General features: G+C 72.9%; 18 protein-coding genes. 12 read left to right on the top strand and 6 right to left on the bottom strand.

Annotation, left to right across the window (positions count from 1 at the left end; translation table 11 throughout):
• Positions 1–34 precede the first annotated feature (34 nt).
• Together J2S41_RS02060 and J2S41_RS02055 are read left to right on the top strand one after the other, a co-directional pair.
• Positions 35–889 carry a cyclase family protein gene (locus tag J2S41_RS02060; RefSeq protein WP_310362253.1) on the top strand — a complete coding sequence of 285 codons (855 nt, stop codon included), beginning with the start codon at positions 35–37 and terminating at the stop codon, positions 887–889.
• A 38-nt stretch (positions 890–927) separates the two neighbouring features.
• Positions 928–1263 carry a hypothetical protein gene (locus J2S41_RS02055; protein ID WP_310362251.1) on the top strand — a complete coding sequence of 112 codons (336 nt, stop codon included), beginning with the start codon at positions 928–930 and terminating at the stop codon, positions 1261–1263.
• A 147-nt stretch (positions 1264–1410) separates the two neighbouring features.
• On the opposite strand, the gene J2S41_RS02050 is transcribed toward J2S41_RS02055, so the two are convergent.
• Entirely contained in the window at positions 1411–2382 is a 972-nt protein-coding gene (locus J2S41_RS02050; RefSeq protein ID WP_310362249.1) for a DUF2157 domain-containing protein, read from the bottom strand.
• Between the two features lie 176 nt (positions 2383–2558).
• Between J2S41_RS02050 and J2S41_RS02045 the strand changes: the two genes are divergently transcribed.
• Positions 2559–3710, top strand: coding sequence for an LCP family protein (locus J2S41_RS02045; protein WP_310362244.1), 1152 nt, complete (start codon positions 2559–2561; stop codon positions 3708–3710).
• Positions 3711–3924: 214 nt separating this feature from the next.
• On the opposite strand, the gene J2S41_RS02040 is transcribed toward J2S41_RS02045, so the two are convergent.
• Positions 3925–4737, bottom strand: a complete 813-nt coding sequence (locus J2S41_RS02040; protein WP_310362241.1) for a hypothetical protein — start codon at positions 4735–4737, stop codon at positions 3925–3927.
• 193 nt (positions 4738–4930) lie between these two features.
• Here J2S41_RS02040 and J2S41_RS02035 point away from each other — a divergent pair, with 193 nt between their 5' ends.
• Both J2S41_RS02035 and J2S41_RS02030 read left to right on the top strand, forming a co-directional pair.
• Positions 4931–5947, top strand: a complete 1017-nt coding sequence (locus J2S41_RS02035) for an Ldh family oxidoreductase (protein WP_310362240.1) — start codon at positions 4931–4933, stop codon at positions 5945–5947.
• A 224-nt stretch (positions 5948–6171) separates the two neighbouring features.
• Complete coding sequence (locus J2S41_RS02030) at positions 6172–7368, top strand: helix-turn-helix domain-containing protein (RefSeq protein WP_310362237.1); 1197 nt, start codon at positions 6172–6174, stop codon at positions 7366–7368.
• A gap of 9 nt (positions 7369–7377) precedes the next feature.
• Here the strand turns inward: J2S41_RS02030 and J2S41_RS02025 are convergent, their stop codons facing one another.
• Genes J2S41_RS02025 through J2S41_RS02015 form a run of 3 tightly spaced genes read right to left on the bottom strand, consistent with a single transcriptional unit; the run spans position 7378 to position 11610 of the window.
• On the bottom strand, positions 7378–8550 hold the full coding sequence (locus J2S41_RS02025) for an aminotransferase class I/II-fold pyridoxal phosphate-dependent enzyme (RefSeq protein ID WP_310362234.1): 1173 nt from the start codon (positions 8548–8550) through the stop codon (positions 7378–7380).
• A 5-nt stretch (positions 8551–8555) separates the two neighbouring features.
• Complete coding sequence (locus J2S41_RS02020; protein ID WP_310362231.1) at positions 8556–9743, bottom strand: MFS transporter; 1188 nt, start codon at positions 9741–9743, stop codon at positions 8556–8558.
• A 34-nt stretch (positions 9744–9777) separates the two neighbouring features.
• Complete coding sequence (locus J2S41_RS02015; RefSeq protein WP_310362229.1) at positions 9778–11610, bottom strand: anthranilate synthase family protein; 1833 nt, start codon at positions 11608–11610, stop codon at positions 9778–9780.
• Positions 11611–11791: 181 nt separating this feature from the next.
• Here J2S41_RS02015 and J2S41_RS02010 point away from each other — a divergent pair, with 181 nt between their 5' ends.
• From J2S41_RS02010 to J2S41_RS01990, 5 genes are read left to right on the top strand one after another with little or no spacing between them, the layout of a single operon-like run.
• Positions 11792–12928 carry a 3-deoxy-7-phosphoheptulonate synthase gene (locus tag J2S41_RS02010; protein ID WP_310362226.1) on the top strand — a complete coding sequence of 379 codons (1137 nt, stop codon included), beginning with the start codon at positions 11792–11794 and terminating at the stop codon, positions 12926–12928.
• Positions 12925–13617: an isochorismatase family protein gene (locus tag J2S41_RS02005; protein ID WP_310362224.1), complete on the top strand. Its 693-nt coding sequence runs from the start codon at positions 12925–12927 to the stop codon at positions 13615–13617. Before J2S41_RS02010 ends, J2S41_RS02005 begins: the two co-directional genes overlap by 4 nt.
• A gap of 4 nt (positions 13618–13621) precedes the next feature.
• Positions 13622–14875, top strand: coding sequence for a hypothetical protein (locus tag J2S41_RS02000; RefSeq protein ID WP_310362222.1), 1254 nt, complete (start codon positions 13622–13624; stop codon positions 14873–14875).
• A complete protein-coding gene (locus tag J2S41_RS01995; protein WP_310362219.1) occupies positions 14872–16188 on the top strand; it encodes a preATP grasp domain-containing protein in 1317 nt (438 codons plus the stop codon). Before J2S41_RS02000 ends, J2S41_RS01995 begins: the two co-directional genes overlap by 4 nt.
• Positions 16181–16867 carry a methyltransferase gene (locus J2S41_RS01990; protein WP_310362217.1) on the top strand — a complete coding sequence of 229 codons (687 nt, stop codon included), beginning with the start codon at positions 16181–16183 and terminating at the stop codon, positions 16865–16867. The genes J2S41_RS01995 and J2S41_RS01990 overlap by 8 nt, the downstream gene beginning before the upstream one ends.
• 38 nt (positions 16868–16905) lie before the next feature.
• Here the strand turns inward: J2S41_RS01990 and J2S41_RS01985 are convergent, their stop codons facing one another.
• Positions 16906–17508 carry a TetR/AcrR family transcriptional regulator gene (locus tag J2S41_RS01985; protein ID WP_310362215.1) on the bottom strand — a complete coding sequence of 201 codons (603 nt, stop codon included), beginning with the start codon at positions 17506–17508 and terminating at the stop codon, positions 16906–16908.
• Positions 17509–17690: 182 nt separating this feature from the next.
• On the opposite strand from J2S41_RS01985, the gene J2S41_RS01980 reads away from it, so the two are divergent.
• Both J2S41_RS01980 and J2S41_RS01975 read left to right on the top strand, forming a co-directional pair.
• The gene (locus J2S41_RS01980) at positions 17691–19787 is read left to right on the top strand and encodes a TRAP transporter permease (RefSeq protein WP_310362212.1); all 2097 of its coding nucleotides are present in this window, start codon (positions 17691–17693) and stop codon (positions 19785–19787) included.
• Positions 19787–20785 (top strand): TAXI family TRAP transporter solute-binding subunit, encoded by a 999-nt coding sequence (locus tag J2S41_RS01975; protein WP_310362209.1) that lies wholly within the window; start codon positions 19787–19789, stop codon positions 20783–20785. The genes J2S41_RS01980 and J2S41_RS01975 overlap by 1 nt, the downstream gene beginning before the upstream one ends.
• Positions 20786–20861 lie beyond the last annotated feature (76 nt).

The following is a 20861-nucleotide window of genomic DNA, read 5'->3' as shown; positions in this document are numbered from 1 at the left end:
TGTGGGTTGGTCAGCCGATGAGGGGAGCGTCACGATGTGCACCGAGGAATGCCTGCGTCACGCCGCCGAGATCACCGCGTCGCCGGCGGCCCCGCCCCCGGTCTCCCGCCGCGCCGCGCTCACCGGGCTCACCGGGCTCGCCGGCCTCGCCGCGGTGGCCGGCGGCGCGCTCGGCCCGGCCACGCCGGCCGCCGCACACGGATCGTCCACGGTACGGGACCTGACGCACCCGTTCACCACGGCGTTCCCCACGTTCGCGCCCGGCGAGGAGGCGCGCCGCGGCCCGTACAAGACCATCCCCGACGACGGCTACTACATGCAGGAGTGGCGGATCGTCGAGCACACCGGCACGCACGTCGACGCGCCGGTCCACTTCGTACCGAACGGCCGCACCGCCACCCAGCTCACCCCCGACGAACTGGTACTGCCCGCCGTCACGATCAGCATCCGGCGGCGCGCCGCGCACGACCCCGACACCGTGCTCACGGTCGCGGACCTGCGCGCCTGGGAACGCGAGTGGGGCCGCATCCCCACCGGCGCCGCCGTGCTGCTGCACACCGGCTGGGACCGCCGTGCCGGCTCCGCCCAGCGCTACCGCAACGCCGACGCCGGCGGCGTCATGCACTTCCCCGGCTTCGGCCCCGACGCCTGCGAGTGGCTGCTCAGCGCGCGCGGCGCCCGCTGCCTCGGCATCGACACACTCAGCCTCGACCCCGGCGACTCCACCGCGTACCCGGTGCACTTCACGCTGCTCGGCGCCGACCGCTACGGCATCGAGAACCTGACCCGCCTGGAAACCGTCCCCGCCCGCGGCGCCACCCTCGTGGTCGGCCTCGTCCCGTGGGAACAGGGCTCCGGCGGCCCGGCCCGCATCCTCGCCCTCGCCTGACCCGCTGTCACTCTCCGCCGCCGGCCCGACCGGCGGCGGTGCTGCACGTGCACCGGCTGTGCCAGCACGATCCCGTCGCCACACCACGAGACGACCTCCCCGATCACGTCCGGGTCGACCGCACCGTAGAGGTTATCGAGGCGAAGAATGGTATTCACTCCAGCGTCGAGGAGCCCGGCGCCGAGGCTTTTCATCGGCCCGAAGTTGAGAATCATTCCGTCGGGCCCGACTTTCGCCAGGTCGACGACGGTTTCCGGGAGTCTTCGCAGTCCCTCGAACAGCCCGAGCGGCGCATGGTCGAAGGCCACCACCAGGCTGCCCGAACGCGTCATGAGACTTGTCTCTCCTCCGCGTGCGCGCCGTCACATCGCTGAAACCCGCGTCACCATAGCGGCTCGGACGGGCCGGCGGTTGACCGGAGTGAGCCTTGGACTGCCGGCTCGATACGCGATGCCGTGCGCTGGATAAACGAGCTACCGGCGGTCTGGTGTCTGCCGGGACTGCTATTTCCCGAGCCGTGATCAGGCCGCGATCGGGCCCGGGCGGCCGGTGCGGAGGTGGAGGCCGGTGAGGCCGCCGGCGAGGAGGGTGAGGCCGGCGATCAGCATGACGCCGCTGGGGCCGAGGGAGCCGTCGGTGATGTCGTAGAGGAACTCGGGGACCACCAGGGTGACGCCGATGACGCCGCCGGCCAGGGCGATCCAGTCGCGGCCGCGCAGGTAGGCGGCGAAGCAGACCGCGGCGACCAGGGCGCCGAACACATAGGTGAGCGGGCCGTCGGCGGTCACGATGACCACCTGGGAGCCGGTCAGGCCGAGGATGACCGCGATGGCGAGGGCGAACCGTCGCTCGGCGACCACGGACGCGTACGCGAGCACGGCCCACAGCATGCCCATCGCCACCAGCCCGCCGCCGAACACGCCGTCCGCGTCGAGGTTGAAGCGGTCCAGCAGGTCGCCGTAGAGGCCGCAGGCGGCGCCGGCCGCGACGAGCAGGCCGACCGCGCTGCGCGCCAGCGCGTACCCCAGGACGGTCAGCCCGAGCGTCGCGCCCCACGCGACCGCGGACAGGTCGTCCAGGCCCACCTCGGCGGCGAACCCGGCCGTGATCGCGGCGCCGGTCAGCAGCGTGCTCGCCAGCCGGCGGTGCACGGCCTCGCCGGCGGACGCGGCACCGCGCCGCCGCACCAGCAGCCCGGCCAGCGACAGCACGACCGCCAGCCCGGCCGGCACCGCGACCCTGCCGGTCCGGCCGAGTTCCTCCCAGTGCTCCCCCACGATCAGCACGGTCGCGCCGAGCACCAGCGACGCGCCCAGGTAGCCGGCCGCCTCGCCCAGCCGCCGGCGCAGTCCCTCCGGCCGCCGCGCCGGCCGGGCCGCGAGTTCGGCGACGACCGCGCCGGCCTGGGTACGGTCGAGCACGCCGCGCTCCACGAGCGCGTCGAGCGCGGCCCGCAGCCGCCCGTTCTGGTGCTGGTCGGGAACGTGCTCCACGGTGTGCCTCCATGGGTGGATCGGCGGACGCGCCCAGTCTCGCCACCACGGCCGCACCGGGTCCTGAGCGCGGGTACTCAGCCGATCAGAGTCTGTGACCCGGGTCTCAGCCGGTCTCCTCGCCGCCGCCCCAACCGTCTTGCCGTCGGGTGACCCGACGACCGTGAGGAGGCCCGATGACGTCGAAACGCCGCCGCCGCAGGGATCCGCTGTGGGCCCGGCTCCTGCTGATCTTCGGCGCGGTGCTGGCGGTCTCCAGCGGCGGCACGCTGGTCGCCGCGCGGACGCTGGTCGACAAGGCGACCGACTCGATCACGCAGACGGAGCTGATCGGCGGTGGCACCGGCGCCGCGGCGGCCCCGGAGGGCAATAACATCGACGGCGCGGTCAACATGCTGCTGGTCGGCATCGACGCGCGTGAGAACGACACGGATTACCGCGCCGACACGATCATCATCCTGCACATCCCGGAGACGCACGACCAGGCGTATCTGATCTCGATCCCGCGCGACTGGATGGTGGACATCCCGCCGCACGACGAGCTCGGCTTCCCCGGCACCACGGCGAAGATCAACTCGGCCTTCTTCGAGGGTTCCAAGTTCCCCGGCAGCCCGCTGGAGAAGCGCGGCCGCGGCACCGAGGTGCTCGCCGCCACGCTGACGCGGAACACCGGCATCGAGTTCAACGGCGCCGCGGTCATCGACTTCGGCGGCTTCCACAGCATCGTCCACGCGCTCGGCGGCGTCGACCTGTGCATCACCGAGCGGGCCGAGTCCGTCCACATCGGCGTCGACCCGGACGGCAAGCTGGTCAAGGGCTGGTACAACGACCAGGTCTACCCGCCCCGGATGGAGGGTCTGCCGCCGGGCAGCAAGCCGCTGGTCCACGAGCCCGGGTGCCGCGCGATGGACGCCACCCGCGCGCTCGACTACGCGCGCATCCGCAAGGACCTGGACAACGGCGACTACGGCCGGCAGCAGCACCAGCAACAGCTGATCAAGGCGATCGTCAAGAAGGCGACGTCGTCCGGCGTACTGACCGATCTCGGCAAGCTCAACGAGTTGGTCAAGGCCGCGGGCGAGGCGTTCATCCTGGACACCCGCGGCACCCCGGTGGCCGACTTCTTCTTCACGCTCAAGGGCGTGGCCGCCAACGACCTGACACTGATCAAGACGAATGCCGGAGCCTTCAACTCCGCCCAGACCGCGAGCGGCGAGGCGTACGAGGCGCTCGACGCGCTCTCCCTGGAGATGCTGAAGGCCGCGGACGAGGGCACGCTCAGCACGTTCCTGATCGAGAACCCTCAGTTCATCGCCAACTCCCGCTGAACGCGATCGCTGCTCGATCGGGCCGGCGCGCACTCCGGTCGCGGTTCGCCGGCATGGCGACACCGAGGAACGCGGCCTGCTCCGCGACTTCCGGCGGGACGGGATGCGCGCCGTGCCGGAACACCGCGACATCGTGCCGGAGGCCGCACCGTCGCTGAACACCACCGGGATCACCGTCCGGTCGGCTCGGTGATCCCGGCGGTGCCGCCTCCGGCTACGCGGCCGGTGCGCCGCCGACATTGCGGACCGCGCAGCTGGCGGTGCCGCTGCCGACCAGCCTGCCGTACGGGTCGAGCACGCCGACGGTGAGCTCCTCGGCGTAGTAGTACGCGCCGGCCGGGACGGTCAGCTCGTATCCCGCGTCCGACCAGGTGCCGTCCGCGCCCCGGGTGATCCGGTGCACCACGTCGTAGGCGCCGTTGTCCAGTTCGGTACGGAAGCCGGGCTCGTTCGCGTTCGGCTGGCTGGTCCGGACCCGGTGGTAGCCGACCCGCGACGCCCAGCCGGACCCGTCGGCGCCACCCACGAGGCCGTCGATGCCGGTGACCGTGGCCCGGACGACGCCCGTTTCCTGATTGCAGGTGAGCGTGACCGTGGTCCGCGGGTCGTGGGAGCAGTTCCCCTCGTACCAGCCGTAGTTCGCCCCGGTCACGGCGTTGCGGAACGTCACCCTGACCTCCTCGCGGTAGAACACCGCCCCGGCCGGATCGAACGTAGCGGTGTAACCGTTCGCCGCCACCTCGCCCACGTTGTTCGTGGTCGTGTCGACGACGAACGGCGCGAGCGTCGGCATGTACGTCAGGCCGGCCGCCGTGACCCGGTAGGCGACACGCCGCTGGAACTCGGCCCGGACCGGCACCGGGCTGCCCGGCAGCAGCAGCCGCCCGCCGACGGAGGTCGCGATCGCACCGGTCCGCGCGTCACAGGTGACGCTCACGGTCAGCGGCGTGGCCGCCGCCGACGCGGACGTGCCGGGCGCGAGCAGCGCCGCGGTGGCGAGGACGACGAGCGCGCCGAGGGTACGCATTCTGGTCATGATTCCCCCAGGGATGTCGTGGACATTGCCCGGAAACCCTGGCCGGCGCCACTGCCATGCACCTGCCGTCCCGCTGCCGTCCACTGCCGATCCGCTGCGCCGGAGCGACTGGCGGCCCGCCGGTCCGGCACACTACGCGTTCGTGCGGTTTCCCGGCGGCGGTCAGGGACGTAGCGTCGCCGGAGTGGCGACGCTGACGGTACGGGAACTGACACGGCTGGCGGTCGGCGTGCTCGTGCGGCACGGATTCTCCCCCGGGGAGGCGGCCCGGTCGGCCGAGGAGTTCGTGGCGGCGGAGCTCGCCGGGGTGCGCTCGCACGGGCTCGGGAAGCTGGCGCTGCTGAACCTGGGTGACCCGCTCGCGGAGCCCGTGTTCGACGAGCGCGGTGCGGTCCTGCGGGTGGACGGCAGCGGCGGCAGCGGGCTGCGGGTCATGCCGCGCGTCGCCGACCGGCTGGTCCGGATGGCGCGCGCGAACGGCGCGGCCGTGGCGGCGGTCCGCAACTTCAGCCGGTACGGCGCGTTGAGCCCGTACACCGAGCGGGTGGCACGGCACGGCCTGATCGCGGTCCTCTGCAACACCGCGGGCCCACCGGTGGTCGCACCGTTCGGCGCCGCCAGCGCGGTGACCGGCACGAATCCGATCTGCTTCTCGTTCCCGGCGGCGGACGGCCCGCACACGGCCGACTTCGCGACCGCGGCGGCGGTCTGGGGCGAGATCCGGCAGGCGGCGCTGGAGGGCCGGGACCTACCGGCCGGGCCGTTCCTGGACGGCACCGGCGCGGTCACCACCAGCCCGGAGCGGGTCGAGTCGGTCCGGGCGTTCGGCGACGCGCGCGGGTTCGCGCTGAACCTGGCGGTGGAGATCCTGGCCGGACCGGCGATCGGCGCCGCCGCCGGCACCCGGATCCACACCGAGTTCGACTGCGGCGCGTTCATGGCGGTACTGGATCCGGAGTGGCTGGGTGCGGGCGGGTCGTTCGCGCACGGGCTGGCCGCGCTGCTCGACGACGTGCGTGCGGCCCGGCCGGCGGGCGCGGCCCCGGTCCGGGCGCCCGGCGACCGTGCGCCCGGCCGGATCGACGTGGCCGGCCGCCAGGACGAGCCGGTGGAGGTGCCGGACGCGACGATCGGCCTGCTCACCGCGCGTGCCGATGGGGTGGACGATCACCGGATGGCCGGCGATCCGCGGTACACCTGACGGCGTACCCATCGGGGATTGTCGTTCTTCTCCGACTTTCCGAGGCATCCGTTCTGCTAGCTTGGAGTAGCGCAACGGTTGCTGACGGCATAGATCTTTGCGGGGGGAGCTTGCCGTCCGTCGACAGGGTGTCTCTCATCTCGCCGCGGGCGCCGGCACGCGCCCACCCGGGGCAGGGATGCGCGGAGTTCGGCGCCGTCACCACCCCGGGATGGGAGGCTTCGGTGACGACCCGGACCTGTGACGCGACCGCGACGACCCGGGCACGCGGCCGGCGGCACGAGTGGAGCACGGCGATCGAGGTGATCGTCAAGCCACCGCAGCGCCTGACGATCTTGCTGGTCGAGGGCGCGATGGGCACCGGCAAGACGAGGTTCCTGCGCGACGTGGCCGAGGCCGCCACGCATTGCGGTTTCGGGTTCCTTCCGGCCGGGTCGCGCACCTATCCGGTGACCGCGAAGTGGTGGCGGGAGTCCTCCGCGTTCGCCGACGCCGTCGCGGCCGTCCTCGCCGCGGAGGAGGACGACGGACCGCTCCTGCTGGCGGCGGACGACGTCCACGCCGCGCACATCGACCTGATCCGCGAGCTGTTCGGGATCGTCTGGTACCGCCAGCGGCTGCCGATCGTGCTCGCGCTCAGCCGCCGGGAGCAGCCCAGCCCGGTGCCCGAGTTCGAGCGGCATCTCGCCTCCGCCGACGGCGTGGTCCGGGTACGGCTCGGCCCGCTCGGCCCCGACGCCGTCGTCGAGGTGGCCTGCGACCTCCTCGAACTGCCGCCCGGGGACGCGCTGAGCCGGCTGCTGGCGCAGGCGGCCGGCAACCCGCTGTTGCTCACCGAGCTGATCAAGGGTCTCCGGGAGGAACGTGCGATCGCCCGGGTCGGCGGGTACGCGACGCTCGCCGGCGCCCCGCCGCTGCCGCAGCGCGTCCTGCGGCTGGTGACCAGCCTGGTGCAGGAGTTCTCCCCGGCGGCGCGCGAGGTGCTGCGCTTCGCCGCCGCCCACGGCCCGCACGTGGACATCGAACAGCTCGCCCGGGTGCGCGCCGAGCCGGTCCCGGCGCTGCTCCCGATCGTCGACGAGTTGCTCGCCTCCGGCATCCTCACGCCGGACGGCGACCGGCTGCGCTACGCGGCGCCGCTGATGCGCGGGGCGGTCCTGGCGGCCACGCCGCGTCCGCTGATCGCGGCGCTACGGGGCGCGTCCGCCGAGCCGGCCGACTCCCGCCGCGAACCGGACGCCAGGCTCGCGAAGCTGACCGAGAGCGAACGGATAATCGCCGCGCTCGCCGCCGACGGGCTCACCAACATCCAGATCGCCCGGCGCATCGACAAGTCGACGCACACGGTCAACTTCCATCTGCGCAACGTGTTCCGCAAGCTGGGGCTCCGGTCGCGGATCGAACTGGCCCGCTTCCACTGAGCAGCCCGGCTACCGGTCGAGCACCGCGCGCAGCCGATGCAGACCCTCCGCGAACACGCCGGGGTCCCGGGCGAGCGCGATGCGCAGGAAGCGCTCACCTCGGGCCGGGCTCGCCCAGTAGAAGTAGGTGCCCGGCAGCGCGTACACGTCGGCCGCGGCCAGCCGCTCGTGCAGCGGTGTCGCGGCCAGCCGCGGGTCGGCGATGCGGAACCAGCCCACGCTGACCGGCACCGAGGGCGGCTGGTGGATCAGGACCGAGCCTTCGAGGGTACGGACGGCCACCTCCCGGTTGCCCCGGATGAGTTCGCGGCCCGCGGCGTAGCCGTCCTCGGCGGACGCATCCGCGTGCGCGGTGAGCAGGCCGAGGACGAACGGGGACACGCTCAGCAGCACGCTGGTGTGGATGTCGAGCACGTCGGGCCACAGATCGCGGCTGACGGTCAGCATCGCGCACTTCGCGTCCCGGATCGGCCACGTCTTCCCGGTGTCCTCGATCGCGAGGTAGCTGACGCCGGAATCCTCCAGCAACTGGTACAGGTCGAACCGCTCCGGTCCGCCGCCGCCCAGCGCGAACACCGCGAACGACAGGTCCAGCACCAGGATGCGGCCGTGGTCGGCGCAGAACCGCACGACCTCCTCGAAACCGGCCCGGCCGTGACTGAGCAGGCTGGTGCCGGTGGGGTTGTTCGGGTCGACGAGAAAGACGGCATCGGTCGCCGGCTGCGTGGCCAGCCGCCCGTAGATCGACGACGCGTCGCGCAGCAGCGACTCGTCCAGCGGCTGCGTCCGTACCCGCTGATGCCGCAGGATGTCGGCGACGTTGTCCACGCAGGGCTCGATCAGCGCGACCGACGCGCCGCGCTGCATCAGCAGGGTGGCGGCGACCTGGACCGCCACCGATGCCGAGTAGGACAGCAGCGTGCGGCCGAGCGCCGCCGCGGTCGGCTGCCGGTGCAGGCGGAAGAACGCCGCCAGGAAGCGCTCCTCCATCTCCTGCTGCGGATTCCGCTCGGCGGCCCGCCACAGCTCGGGCAGCCGGTCCACGACCGCGGGCGGCGCCGGCACCCGGGAGTGCGCGGCGGCCAGGTTGAACCGGGCCCGCATCGCCTCCAGCTCGTGCTGCGTGAGGTTGTGCGGCGCGTCGGGCAGCGCGACGCGGTGCGCCGCCTGAGTGGGAATCACCACGGTCACCTTTTCTCGCCGACCAGAACGGCGACACGGCGGGTCTCACGGACGGTGCTCAGCACGATCAGGACGACGGTCAGCGCGACACCGGCCAGGATGGCCAGCACGGGGTTCCCGCGGGACAGGACGAAGGCGGCCACCACCGCCGAGATCGAGTAGCCGACGCCCTGTACCGCGTACATCAGCGAGTAGCCGGCCGCGTGCAGCGGCTCCGGCAGCTGCTCACGCAGGGACAGGCTGCGCGTCACCAGCACCACGGACTGTGTCAGCCCGGCCACCGCGAACCCGGCAGCGATCAACGGCAGCGGCGGCGCCAGTGCCACCAGCGTGATCGCGGCGGTGGTCACGGACAGCAGGATCAGGCTCTGCATGCGCGGCGTGCCCGGCCAGCGGCGCAGGCCGTAGACGAACGCGCCGACCGCGGAGAGCGCGGCCAGGCCGGACAGCAGCACGCCCGCGTAGCCGACCGGGATGTCGCGGAACTCCAGCAGCGCGGGAAGGACCAGCTCGCTCACCGCCAGCAGGGACATGGTCGCCGCGCTGGTGAGGTACACCGGCCAGCCGCTGAACAGCCGTACCGCCTTCTCCCGGCGCCCGATCGGCGCGGCCGGCGCGGTCTCCTCGTCCGCCGGGGTGAGCCGCAGGAACAGCACCCCGGCCGCGGCCAGCCCCATGCAGACCGCGGCGACGGCCAGCGGCGCCGACGGGGACACCTGCAGTGCCAGGATCGTGACCAGCGCCGGTGCGCTCATCCACACGATCTCGGTCAGGATCGCGTCCGCGCTGAACGCCGAGGAGACGTGCTTGTCACCGGCCGCGGCCGCGAGCATGCTGCGCATGCCGCCCGGATTCGCCGCCGGTGCGGCCCCGGCCAGGAACGCCAGCGGTACCAGCAGCGCGGCGGACGGCCGGGCGGCGAGCGCGCCGAACGCGAGCGCGCCGGCCGCCATACCGGCCGCCAGTTGGAGCCGCATGGTGTGCGGGCGCAGCATGGTGCCGAGCACCGCGGACCCGGCCACCTCGCCGATCACGTAGACGGCCGCGAGTGTGCCGCCGAACGCGTACCCGCCGGGGAGGTCCCGGGTCAGGAAGACCATCGCGAGCGAGGCCGCGGCGATGGGCACCCGGGCCAGCAGCGCGACGATCGCCCAGAGCAGGACCGGGCCGGTCGCCAGTTGTCGGTAGCCCACGAGGACCGTTCCTTCCGATCGAGATGCGGGGGCGCTAGCGGGTCCGGGACAGCAGCAGCCGCGACAGCGCCGCACGCACCGCCGGCAGGCCGTCCGGGCTGAGCACCGACTCCGGGTGGAACTGGAAGGACCGGAAGCGCCGGCCGCGCAGTGCGTACACGTCGTGGGTGACCGGGTCGCGGCACACCCGCACCGGATCCGGCGTCAGCGGGCTGTGGATCACCTCGCGGGCCTCCCGGGCGGTGAACGTGTTGTAGAAGCCCACCCTCGCGGGCTCGCCGAACAGGTCGATGCGCAGCTGGGTGCCCTGGTAGGGCACGTCCTTGCGGACCAGCGGCAGGCCGAGCACGGTGCTGAGCACCTGGTGACCGAGGCACACCGCGAGGAACGGACGGCCGGCGTTCAGCAGCCCGTGCGTCAGCCGGCGCAGCGTGCTGATCTTGGGGTCGTCCGTGTCGCCGGGGTCGCCCGGACCCGGGCCGATGACGGTGAGGTCGAACGCGTCCGGATTGAACGGCTCGTCGTACCGGATCACCTCGACCTTGGGACCGAGGCTGCGTACCTGCGTGGCCAGCATCTCGGTGAACGTGTCCTCCCCGTCCACGACGGCGATCCGCTGATCCGACGCGAGCGAGCCGGTGCCGGTGGTGCCCGGCCGCCGCGGATCGAGCCAGTAGGGGGCGAGTGCCTCGTTGCGGGCGGCGAGCGCGGCGCGCACCTCGGGATCACCGGCGAACCGCCGCCGGGTCCCGGTCCGCCGCCGGGGCGGGGCGGTCAGCGCGTCCAGCAGCGCCGCGGCCTTCGCCCGGGTCTCCGCCGCCTCGGAGTCCGGGTCGGAGCCGCGCACCAGCGTGGCGCCGACGCCGATGCTCAGCTCGTCGCCGGTGATCTCCGCGGTGCGGATCAGGATCGCGGAGTCCATCTCGGACCGCTTTCCGTCCCGGGTCAGCAGCGCCAGCACGCCGCCGTAGTAGCCGCGGCCGACCGGCTCGTGCCGCCGGATCGCCCGGCAGGCGTTCTCCAGCGGGCTGCCGGTGACGGTCGGTGCGAACATGGTCAGCCGCAGCACGTCCCGCGCGTCCAGCGTGGTGGTGCCCGCGACGAGGTACTCGGTGTGTGCCAGGTGCGCCATCTCGCGCAGCTCCGGCCCGATCACGTGGCCACCGCGCTCGCAGACCGCGGCCATCATCTTCAGCTCCTCGTCGACCACCATCGACAGTTCGTCGGTCTCCTTCGCGTCGCGGAGGAAGGCCAGCAGGCCGTCGCGCTCCGCGCCGCCCGGTGGATATCGGTACGTACCGCTGATCGGGTTCATGGTCGCGACGCCGCCGTGCAGGGAGACGTGCCGCTCGGGACTGGCACCGATCAACGTACGCCCGTCCAGGTGTACCAGAAAGGTCCAATAGGCACCGGTCTCCCGGCCGAGCAGGCGCGCGAACAGCGCAATGGCCGCTTCCCGCGAGAAGCCGTCGACGCGGGCCCGGAATGATCGTTTGACGACGAAGTTCGAGCCCTGGCCGGTGCCGATCTCGTCACGGACGACCGCGCGCACGATCGCGGCGTAGTCGTCGTCGGCGACGTCGAAGTGTCCGCCGGTGAGCGTCACCGGCCGGTCCGGCGCGCCGGACAGGAACGTGTCCACCGGTACGGCGTCCCGGCTCTCCACCGCGAAGGCGAGCAGCGGCATGCCGTCGTCATGGCAGGCGAACCCGCGTTCCGAGAGCTGCCGGTAGGGCAGCACCGTCAGGATGTCCCGGTCCGCGGGCAGGTCGTTGATCTCGGCCACGTCGAGCCGCTGTCCCGTGAGGAACTCCACCGCACCGCCGCGGCACAGCAGCGCGAACGGCGCGCCCCATGCGTTGTCCATCGTGCTCCGTCCGCCGTCAGGACGGCCGAATCAGGCCGACGACGAGCATTCCAGGTGCAATTCCGGAATTGCAGCTACTCAACCGAGTAGGCGCGAATGAGTAGTTCTTGTCGCTATTACCGAGCCGGTGCGAGCATCGTTCCGCATCCCACACAGAGGGGCGTACACACAGATGTCGCAAATGACAGCGCCACCCGGAGTCTCCCTGTCGGAGGCGGTATCCACGCGTCCGGCCCGGCAGCAGCCGGCGTGGCCGGACCCGGATCGCGCCGCGCTGGTCCGTGCCGAGCTCCGATCCCGGCCGGTGCCGGTCACCGAGGCCGAGGTGCTCCGGCTGCGCGCCCTGCTGGCCGGGCGACCGCTCGTCCTTCAGGCCGGTGACTGCGCCGAGGAACCGGCCGAGTCGACCCCGGAGTGGGCCGCGCGCAAGGCGCGCATGCTGGACGTCCTGGCCGGCGCGCTCGAGGAGGCCGGTGGCTCGCCCGTGACCCGGGTCGGCCGGCTGGCCGGGCAGTACGCGAAGCCCCGCTCCCAGGACGAGGAGGTCGTGGACGGCCGGCGACTGCCCGTGTACCGCGGGCATCTGGTGAACTCGCCGCACCCGGACCCGGGGTCCCGCCGTCCCGACCCGCTGCGGATGCTGACCTGTCACGACGCGGCCCGGCGGCTCGCGGGCGAGCTGCACCCTCGCGGGATATGGCTGAGCCACGAGGCGCTGGTGCTGGACTTCGAGGTGCCACAGGTTCGCGACGGCCGGACCGGCTGCTACCTCGGATCGGCGCACTGGCCCTGGCTCGGATACCGCACCGGCGACCCGGCCGGTGCGCACGCGGCGCTGCTGGCCGGGGTCGTCAACCCGGTCGCCTGCAAGGTGGGCCCCGGCACCACGCCGGACGAACTCACCGCGCTGTGCGCGCTGATCGACCCGGACCGCCTCCCGGGCCGGCTCACGTTCATCGCCCGGATGGGCCTCGGCGCGATCGACCGGGCACTTCCGCCCCTGGTGGCCGCGACCCGCGCGGCCGGGCATCCGGTGACCTGGATGTGCGATCCGATGCACGGCAACACGGTCGTGTCGCCGGACGGCCGCAAGACCCGGCGGGTGCCGATCATCGCCGCCGAGGTCCGCGCGTTCCGGCGAATCCTGCGCGCGGGCGCCGCGACCGCGGGTGGACTGCACCTCGAGGTGACGCCGCTACCGGTCCGCGAGTGCGTGGACGGCGACGGCGACTGGCCGGACGGCGCGGGCTACCTGACCGCCTGCGACCCCCGCCTCACCGTCGACCAGGCGCTACGCGTGGTGGCGGCCTGGCGATGAGCATCCCGCCGATCGGACCGTACGCGATGCCCGACGCCACCGCGGCCGGTCCCGCCGTGGCCCCCTGGCGGCCGGACCCGGCCCGGGCCGCGCTGCTCGTGCACGACGCCCAGCGCTACTTCCTGGCGCCGTTCCCGCCCGACGCCTCACCCGGCCGCGAGCTGCGGCGCAACCTCGCCCGCCTGCGCGACACCGCCGACGCCACCGGCGTACCGGTCTTCTACTCCATGCAGCCCGGCGACATGACCACCGAGGAACGCGGCCTGCTCCGCGACTTCTGGCGACAGGGCATGCGCGCCGTGCCGGAACACCGCGACATCGTGCCGGAGGCCGCGCCCCGCCCCCATCACCGCACCGTCGTGAAATGGCGCTACTCGGCGTTCCACCGCACCGACCTGGCCGAGCTCCTCGCCGCCGCCGGCCGCGACCAGCTCATCGTCTGCGGCGTGTACGCCCACCTCGGCTGCCTGATCACCGCGTACGACGCGTTCAGCCGCGACCTGGAGACGTTCCTGGTCGCCGACGCGCTCGGCGACTTCAGCGGCGACCACCACCGCACCGCACTGCGCACCGCCGCCGCGAGCTGCGCCGTGGTGCTGAACACCGCGGAGATCGCCACGCACCTGGGTCGCACCGGCACATCGAGCGCGGCGGCCACGGCGGCCGCCGCCGATACGGGGAGGAAGTGATGTCGTGCGGGTCGCCGTCGTCGACGGGGTCTCCAGCGGGCGGTTCCTGGTCCAGGAGCTGATCGACCGGGGCGCGGAGTGCGTGCACGTCCGCAGCCGGCCCCGCCTGCACCCCTACCTGGAGTCGACGTTACGTCCACAGGACTACGTCGCCGATCTCGGCTACGAACCGGACCTGGGCACGCTGGTACGCAGGCTGCGGGAGCTGCGGGTGGACCGGGTCGTGACCGGCAACGAGCCGGGCGTGCAGCTGGCCGACCGGCTGGCCGACGCGCTCGGCCTGCCCGGCAACGACCTCGCGGTGGTCGGGGCCCGGCAGAGCAAGCACCTGATGGCGGAGACGCTGCGCGCGGCCGGACTGGACGCTCCCCGGGGCGCCCGGGTCGAGTCCGCCGCGGAGGCGGTCGCCTGGTTCGAGGCCGGCGGCGGCGCCACCGTGACGGTCAAGCCGATCCACGGCGCCGGCTCCGATCAGGTCCGGTTCTGCCGGACCGCCGACGAGGTGGCGGCGCGTGCCACCGACATCCTCACCGCTCGCAACCACTTCGGGGACGTCCACCGGGCCGTGCTCATCCAGGAGCACCTGACCGGCCGCGAGTTCTACACCAACACCGTCTCCGTCGACGGCGTGCACGTGATCGCCGAGACCTGGGTCTACCGGAAGCGCGTCACGCCCGGTGGCGCGCCGCTCTTCGACTACGAGGAGCCGGCCGACCTCACCTCGCCGGACACCCTACGGGTGCACGAGTACGCCCGGGCGGCGCTGACCGCGCTGGGCGTGCGGAACGCGGCCGGGCACAGCGAGATCATGCTGACCGCGCGCGGCCCGGTGTTGCTCGATCCCGGTGCCCGGCTGGGCGGCGGCGTGCTGCCCTGGGTCACCGCGAAGTTCCTCGCGTACTCGCACGCGGGCCTGATGGCCGAGAGCATCGTGCGGCCGGCCGCGGTCCGCGCGCTGGCCGGCGACCTGCCCCGCGCCTGGGACCGGCCGATCCGGTACCTGTCGTTGATCAACCACACCGGCGGGCTGGCCCGCCGGCCGGACTGGACGGAGTGGATCAACTCACTGCCCACGGTCCTGGCGATGGCCACGCCGCTGACCGAGGGCGTTCCCCTGCCGGCGACCTGCGACCTGATCACGTCACCGGGCTTCGTCTACCTCAGCGCCGACACCATGGCCGCGATCGAACGCGACTACGAGGCGATCCGCGCCTGGGAACTCGGCGACCCGTACATCCTTCCTGGGAGCGCAGCATGACCAAACTGATCATCGGCAACCAGCTCACCGAGGAGACCGTCGAGGGGGACAACGCGCTGCCGGACGACTACCGCGCCATCCTCGGCCGGGTCTCACACCGGCTCATCTGGCTGGCCGAGGAGGGCGACGTCATCGTCCTGCCGTCCGCGCCCGACCCCGACTTCGCCGCGCAGGTGTGGCGCATCCTCGGTATCGCGGAGCGCCCACCGGCCGTGCTGGTACCGCCCACCGGGGAGCAGGGCACCGCGCTGCTCTACGACGACCGGTACCGCGATCCCGGTCTCCTGGCCGACCTCCGGCACCGGGTGGACGCGCACGGCGTCGACCGGATCCTGCCGTTCTACTTCGACGAGGCGGTGGTCCGGCTCGCCGCCGACCTCGGGCTGACCGGCGCGGCCCCCGCGTTCCGCTTCCTCGCCGAGAGCGGCAACGAACTCGTCAACTGCAAGTCGTTCTTCCGTACGCTGGCCGCCGGCATCGGGGTGCCGGTCGCGGACGGCCGCGCGGTCCGCACGGTCGCGGCGGCCGAGGACTACATCACCGAGCTGCTCGAGACCGGCCGATCCGCGATCGTGAAGCAGGACGTGCACGGCGGCGGCTTCGGCAACGAGATCTACACCGGCACCGAGGGCCTCAACGGCATCGGCGCGAACCGCACGCTGGCCGTCGACGGGCGGGCGGCCGTCGCCGAGCACCTGGCCGCGTCCTGGCACCGCTACAGCCAGGACGGACGGCACCGCGTCGTGATCGAGCACTACATCCACGACTGCATCCCGATCTACGCCGAGATCGACGTGACGGACGACGGCATCGCGATCGTCGGGCACGGCGAGGTCCGGATGAAGCCGGTGAACAACGGTCTGGTGGTCCCGGCGCCGTCCGCCGCGCTCCCCCGGTTCGACGACTTCCTCGGCGACGCCACGCGCGTCGGCGAGACGGTACGGGTGCTCGGCTACCGCGGCCGGATGAGCATCGACGCGATCGTCACCCCCGGCGAGGACATCCTGCTCACCGAGTTCAACGGGCGGGTCGGTGGCTCCACCCACCTGCACCTCATCGGCGAACGCCTGGTCGGCCCCGACTACCTGCGGGAGCGCGTCCTGATCGGACGGAACCGGTGCGGCTGGAACTCGGTCGGGGAGGCACTCGGCACGCTGCGCGACCGCGGCCTCGCCTACGACGTCACCGACCGGGCCGGCGTGCTCATCGCGGGCGACGACGGGCAGTGCCTGATGGTCGGCAAGAGCCTCGACCACGCGCTCGAGCTGGAGCGCGCCATGATCACCGAGCTGGGAGTCGATCCCGATGCGTGACGACGCGTTCCGGGCCGGGCTGCGCCTCGCCGACCAGCACGCGGGCGCGGTGCCGGCGCCGGCCCGATTCACGCTGCTGGACCGCTCGTGGGTCCTGCTCCCCGGCGTGTTCGCGCCCACGATGACCTCGTCCACCGAGTTCTTCAGCCGGGCGCTGCCGTACCCGATCGGCGGGTCCTTCCTGGAGATGGGCTGCGGCGCCGGCGTCACCGCGGTCTGGGCCGCGCTCGCGGGATGCGCCCGTGTCGTGGCGACCGACATCGCGGCGGCAGCGGCGGAGAACACCCGGCGCAACGTCACCCTGCACGGCGTCGACGACCGCGTCCTGGTCGTGCGCGGTGACCTCTTCGCGGCCGTCCCGCCGAACGAGCGGTTCGACCTCGTGTTCTGGAACGCCGTCGTCATCGAGGCACCCGAGGACTACGCGTACACGCGGGAACTGGACTACTCGTTCTTCGACCAGGGCTACTCGGCGAACGCCCGCTTCCTCGACGAGGCTCCCGGCCGGCTGACACCGGACGGCCGGCTCCTGATGGGCTCGAACACCCTGGGCAACCAGGCCAAGCTCCACGCCCTGGCCGCCGATCGCGGCCTCGCCCTCACCCCGTTCACGTCCACGCGCAGCCTGGCCGGCGACATCCCCGTCGAGTTCACCCTCTTCGAGGTGACCGCCGCCTGACGGCCGGCACCGCCTGGGCGGGCGATTCTCCCGCCCGCCTAGGCGAGTTGCTCGGGCTTGAGCGTCAGCTCGCGTGCGACGGCCTCGTTGACCCAGCCGCCGATGGCGGCGCGGGGGACGATGCGGGGGTGGGCGGAGGACTGGACGGCCAGGCCGTCGATCAGGGAGGCGATGCGCCACGCCGCACCCTGGGCGTCCTCGCAGGTGAAGGAGCCGTCGCGGACCCCGTCCGTGATGACCTCGCGGAGCGCCTCGCGCCAGCGGAGCACGCGGCGGCGGGATATCTTCTCGAGCTCGGGCGCCCGGGGGGACTCGCTCCAGCCGTCGATCCACATCGTCCACGTCTTGGGGCGGGAACCGGGCGCGTAGAGGCGCACCAGCCGGCGCAGCCGGTCCAGCGGCGCCGTTCCCGATCGGAGGACGGCGTCGAGTTTTTGCAGGTCCTGCTCGGTGGCATAGGCGAATGCCTGGGCGAGCAATCGCTCTTTCGTCGCGAAATGGTAGAAGACCAGTGCCTGACTCACGCCCGCCGCGCGCGCGACATCGGCGGTTCGCGTGTTCGCGAGACCGCGTTCGGCGATGACGTCGCAGGCCGTACGCAGCAATGCGTCGAGCCGTACCTCGGCAAGGCGTCTGGTCACGAAACACACCGTAGCCGATGAATACCAGTTCACGGATGCCCTGGTCGCATCACTCATATGGGCATCGTGTCGCTTTCGGACGACGGTCTGGTCGCAAATTCCCACCATGGGATTACCACGGCAGGGAAATGAGGTCCGGGATTGACGGTCACAAACGAGAAATGGCGCGGTAAAGTCCGATCATGTTGGACGGTGGAGGCCCGGCCACGCGTCCCGTCACCGTGCGCGACCCCGCTCCGGAACCCGCGTACGACGACGAGGAACGCCCATCCCGCGAGCTGACCGGCGGCACCGCGCGCGTCGTCGGTGGCGTCGCCCTCGCGGTCTCCGTGCTCGCCCTCTGGCAGGTCTTCCGCCCGCTGCCGCAGGGCAGCCAGTTCTACCTGATCGTCTTCCTGGCCGGCGCGCTGCCGCTGGTCTTCGTCGCCTACCGGTCCGGCGCGCGCCTCGCCGTGCTGGGCGGCGGCGACCGGCCCGCGATCACCGACTGGCTGCTCGCCGCGATCGCGGCCGTGGTCTGCCTCTACCCGGTGCTGCCGTTCCGCGGCGGGTACGACGGCTTCCTCAACCGCCAGGGCCTGCTCGACCCGGTCGACGTGCTGCTCGGCGCGATCCTGCTGCTGCTCGTGCTGGAGGCCGCACGCCGTACCACCGGATGGGCCCTGCCCGTGGTCTGCCTGATCTTCCTGGCGTACGGCTACTACGGCGGCCTGCTCCCGCAGGACTGGTCGGTCGCGCACGCCGGGCTGGACTTCTCGCAGATCGTGGACGCGCTCTACAACTCCGGCAGCGGGTTCTACGGCACGCCGCTGGACGTCGCCGCCACGTACATCGTGCTGTTCACGCTGTACGGCGCGGTGCTCGACCTCTCCGGCGCCGGCCGCTTCTTCGTCGACCTCTCGGTCGCCGCGTTCCGCCGGTCGCGCAGCGCGGCCGGGCGCACCGCGGTCAGCGCCGGCTTCCTGCTCGGCACGGTCTCCGGCTCCGGCACCGCCACCGCGGTCAGCGTCGGCGCGGTCACCTGGCCGATTCTTCGCCGCGCCGGATATCCCGCGGAACGCGCGGGCGGCATGCTCGCCGCCGCCGGCGTCGGCGCGATCCTCTCCCCGCCCACGCTCGGCGCCGCCGCGTTCATCGTCGCGGAGTACCTCGAGGTCTCCTATCTGACCGTGCTCGGCTGGGCCACCATCCCGACAATCCTGTACTACCTGGGCATCCTGCTCGCGGTCGAGATCGACGCCCGGCGGCTCGGCACCCGGCCGGTCGAGGTGGCCGCGGACTCGCCGTGGCGGCTGCTGGCCCGGTTCGGCTACCACTTCTCGTCGCTGATCCTGATCGTGGTGCTGCTCGCGGCCGGCGTGACCGCCACCCGCGCCGTCGTCTTCGCCACGCTCGCCGCCTTCGCGCTGGCGTTCCTCGACCGCCGCACCCGGCCCGGCGTCCGCGACGTCGCCGCCGCGCTCGTCGCCGGCACCCGTGGCGTGCTGCCGGTCGCCGCGGTCTGCGCCGCCGCCGGCGTGATCACCGCCACGACCACCAAGACCGGCCTGGGTACGCAGCTGGCGTCGCTGCTCATCCAGGGCGCGCAGGCGCTCACCGACCATCCCGGCGCGGTGCTGGCGCTGACCGTGCTCGCCGCCGCGATCGCGCTCAGCCTGCTCGGCCTGGCCGTACCGGTGACCGCGTCGTTCATCATCGGCTGGGTCATCGTCGGCCCCGCGCTGCTCCAGCTCGGCGTGCCCGGGCCGGCCGCCGCCATGTTCGTCTTCTACTACTCGGTGCTCTCCGAGGTGACGCCGCCGACCGCGCTGGCCGCCGTCGGCGCCGCCTCGATCACCGGCGGGCGCATCGTGCCCACCATGTGGCAGGCGCTGCGGTACGCGCTGCCCGCGTTCCTGGCCCCGATCGCGTTCGTGCTCACGCCCGCCGGGTCGTACCTGCTGGGCCGCGGTCCCGCACTCGACGTGCTGTGGGCCACCGCCGCCGCGATGGCCGGCGTGGCCGCGCTCGCGGTGGCCACCGGCGGCTGGGTGCCCGGCGTCGGCCCGGCCGGCGCACCGGCCCGCGCGTGCGCCACGGTGGGCGGCCTGCTGCTGCTCTACCTGAACCCGGTGGGCATCCTGGCCGGCCTGGCGCTGACCGTGGCCGCCGTAGCGATCACCGCGGTGTCGCCCGGCGCGGCGGTCGTGCCCGGTGCCGCGCCCGGCGGCCCACCCGCCGGGGCCGAGTCGACCGTCGGGACCTCCGACGGGCCGTCCGAACGGGGAGGAGAGGCCTGATGCGTACCGTCAGGGCTGTTGTGGGTTGTGTTCTGGTGCTGGCGGCCGCGGCCGGCTGCGGAGGCCGGCAGGACACCGCCGCCACCGACACCGGCGGCGAGGTGACGTGCCAGGTGACCGGGGAGACCCGGATCGGCATCGCCACCGGCAACGTCGGCGGCGTCTACTACACGATGGGCAACGCGTTCGCCGAGCAGGTCGCGACCGCCACCGGTGGCACCGTCAAGGCGACCGCCGCCGAGACCGGCGCCTCGGTGCAGAACATCCAACAACTCGTCGCCGGTACGTACGGCGTGGCGTTCTCGCTGGCCGACACCGCCGCCGACGCCGTGAACGGCACCGGCGCCTTCACCTCCGCCCAGCCGGTCGCCGCGCTGTCCCGCATCCACACCAACTACACCCAGGTCGTGGTGCGCACCTCGTCCGGCATCACCGACGTGGCCTCCATGCGCGGCAAGCGCATCTCCACCGGCTCGCCCCGCTCCGGCACCGAGGTCATCGCGAACCGCCTGCTCACCGCCGCCGGCCTCAACCCCGAGGCGGACATCCAGGCCCAGCGCCTCGACCTCACCAAGACCGTCGACGGCATCAAGGACGGCAGCATCGACGGCTTCTTCTGGTCCGGCGGCCTGCCCACCCCCAACCTCACCGACCTGTTCACCACCGCCGGCGACACCGTCCGGTTCATCGACATCACCCCGCTGCTCCCCGCGATGAAGCAGGTCAACCCGGTCTACGAGCAGGGCACCGTCCCGGCGGCGGCCTACAAGCTCCCCGCCGACGTCCCCACCATCGTCGTCCCCAACCTGCTCCTGGTGAAGAACGACCTCGACGCGAACGTGGCCTGCGCCCTCACCAAGGCCCTCTTCGACCGCAAGGACCAGATCGCCCAGGCCGCCCCCGCCGCCGCCGAACTCGCCGTCACCAACGCCCGCAAGACCGACCCCGTCCCCCTCCACCGCGGCGCCGCCGAGGCCCTCACCCAACTCGGCGGCTAGCCCCCGCCTTCCCCCCCGCGCTTCCGCTGCGACGCGCGGGGGGACCCCTGATTTGGAGGTGGGCCCGGGGGTCCGC

The organism is Catenuloplanes atrovinosus, from assembly GCF_031458235.1.
Taxonomy (GTDB): Bacteria; Actinomycetota; Actinomycetes; order Mycobacteriales; family Micromonosporaceae; genus Catenuloplanes; species Catenuloplanes atrovinosus.
This window is presented reverse-complemented; position numbering and strand designations above follow the sequence as displayed.